3 protein-coding genes are annotated in these 1,759 nt (G+C 42.4%); all 3 read right to left on the bottom strand.

Annotated features, from left to right (window positions below):
- Positions 1–239 precede the first annotated feature (239 nt).
- The 3 genes from BMY62_RS15795 to BMY62_RS15785 are packed head-to-tail and all read right to left on the bottom strand — an operon-like array spanning position 240 to position 1,628.
- Entirely contained in the window at positions 240–548 is a 309-nt protein-coding gene (locus BMY62_RS15795) for a helix-turn-helix domain-containing protein (RefSeq protein ID WP_090662223.1), read from the bottom strand.
- Positions 523–843 (bottom strand): type II toxin-antitoxin system RelE/ParE family toxin, encoded by a 321-nt coding sequence (locus BMY62_RS15790; protein WP_090662226.1) that lies wholly within the window; start codon positions 841–843, stop codon positions 523–525. Before BMY62_RS15790 ends, BMY62_RS15795 begins: the two co-directional genes overlap by 26 nt.
- A 29-nt stretch (positions 844–872) precedes the next feature.
- Positions 873–1,628 (bottom strand): tyrosine-type recombinase/integrase, encoded by a 756-nt coding sequence (locus BMY62_RS15785; RefSeq protein WP_218143017.1) that lies wholly within the window; start codon positions 1,626–1,628, stop codon positions 873–875.
- Between the last annotated feature and the right edge of the window lie 131 nt (positions 1,629–1,759).

Raw genomic sequence — 1,759 nt, 5'->3', positions numbered from 1 at the left:
TTATCAAACCAGATCAAGTTTAAAAATGCCAATTCTGCGATGACCTTAGCTGGTCAGGATTATGTGCGCCTGATTAGCGGTTTCTTTCACGTTAAAATATATTGAAAGTTGAAATTTACATGCAAAGTTAAATATGACGTGGTCAAGCAAAGCCCGTACACGAGACTGTAAATAAAACCGTGTTTTAGGCCGAAATGCCAGATTGCAATAAGGCCATACAAATAATTATTAGCGAGATTTTACATTGCTATTTCCTTTAATACGTCGGGATGACGCTCGGCGATTTCGATGAGTTTTTTAGCCGCGCCACTCGGTTTGCGGCGGCCTTGTTCCCATTCCTGCAGTGTTCTAACGGATACGCCCAGAAGCTTGGCGAATTCAGCCTGAGAAAGCCCTGATTTTTTGCGTGCAGATATGATAGGCGACATAACAATGCGTCCCTTACCAGCTTTCATTTGACGAACAGATTCCAGTAATTCAGCGCCTATGTCCCGATTTTTTTCAAACTCTTCCAGTTCTTTGTCAGTCAATGGTTTTTTCGATTTCATGCTTTATTTCCTTTAAAATCTTTGCGTCGATTGAGTCCTGTTTGTTTTTTGAATAAATCAGAACCAACCAGATTTCGCCATTTATTTTGCGATTAAAATAAATCACCCGCACGCCTCCCGATTTCCCAGAACCGGATCGACTCCAGCGAATTTTTCGCATGCCGCCAGAACTCCTAACAACATCTCCGGCTTCTGGGTTTTCGGTAATGAATGATATGAATTCATCATGTACTTGTTCTGTCCAGTAATATGGCCACAGGCGTTCAAAGGTTTCAGTCTCGACAATAGTAAACATATTTTTCAAATACGTCAATGACGTATATTTTAAGAGCTGCTTTGTGAGTCTTTTATGGGTAGTTCGGTAATTGTCGCAGAAGGTTTATAGCCAGCGCATTTAAGCATGTAGTCAGTAATTTTTTGCATCGGCTGCCTTAATCGTTCCACGTCGGTTACGATGTAACCGGCAGTAATGTCGCTGCTCATTTTGTGGTTGACCAGGCGTTTGACTGCATAAGCTGAAATATCCAGACTTTCGGCAACGGTTACAAACGTCCGTCGCAAATCATGAATCGTGAACGATACACCGGATTCTTTGATGATTTTGGCAAGCTGCTTGCGTTGTTCAGAAATATAACCGGTTCCATTGGCTCTCTGAAATACAAATTCGTTGATAGCGTTATTTTTTCGTTGTTGCAGCAGATCAAAAAGAAAATCAGATAAGGGTAGGGTATGATCCTGATGATTTTTGGTATCGGTCACTTTTAACGTTCTGGCTTTCAGGTCAACATTGTTCCAGGTCATTCTGGCGGCTTCTTCGCGTCTTAATCCGGTAAAAAGTACCAGCAATAAATAATCACGGATAGTTTCGCGGTTTTGACTGATGACATCATTTTTTTGATTCATGACCGTGTTAAACCAAGGTTCAAGTTCATGTGGTTTGATAACAGTTTGGCGGCGTTCCACGCGATACCAGGCACGGGTCTGGGTGAGCCTTATCACTGGGTTTTCCCGCAAAATGGAATAGCCGTTGCCGTCTTCGTATTGTGCAATGGCAAAATTAAACGTAACTACTCTCCCCATACTTTATGAGCCTCACCCGCTAATGCGATTTGAATGGCGATAAGCGGGTTATATCCTCTATTGGCCATGGATTGCAGGTAGCTTGAAATCCGGCAATAGGCATGTGCATATTCGGTGGTTCTGAAACAACC

The organism is Nitrosomonas marina (assembly GCF_900111605.1).
Classification (GTDB): Bacteria; Pseudomonadota; Gammaproteobacteria; order Burkholderiales; family Nitrosomonadaceae; genus Nitrosomonas; species Nitrosomonas marina_A.
This window is presented reverse-complemented; position numbering and strand designations above follow the sequence as displayed.

Bases quoted from the DNA above. Each gene is read 5' to 3' on its own strand.
- BMY62_RS15790 (WP_090662226.1), bottom strand. From the start codon at position 843: ATGTTTACTATTGTCGAGACTGAAACCTTTGAACGCCTGTGGCCATAT.
- BMY62_RS15795 (WP_090662223.1), bottom strand. From the start codon at position 548: ATGAAATCGAAAAAACCATTGACTGACAAAGAACTGGAAGAGTTTGAA.
- BMY62_RS15785 (WP_218143017.1), bottom strand. From the start codon at position 1,628: ATGGGGAGAGTAGTTACGTTTAATTTTGCCATTGCACAATACGAAGAC.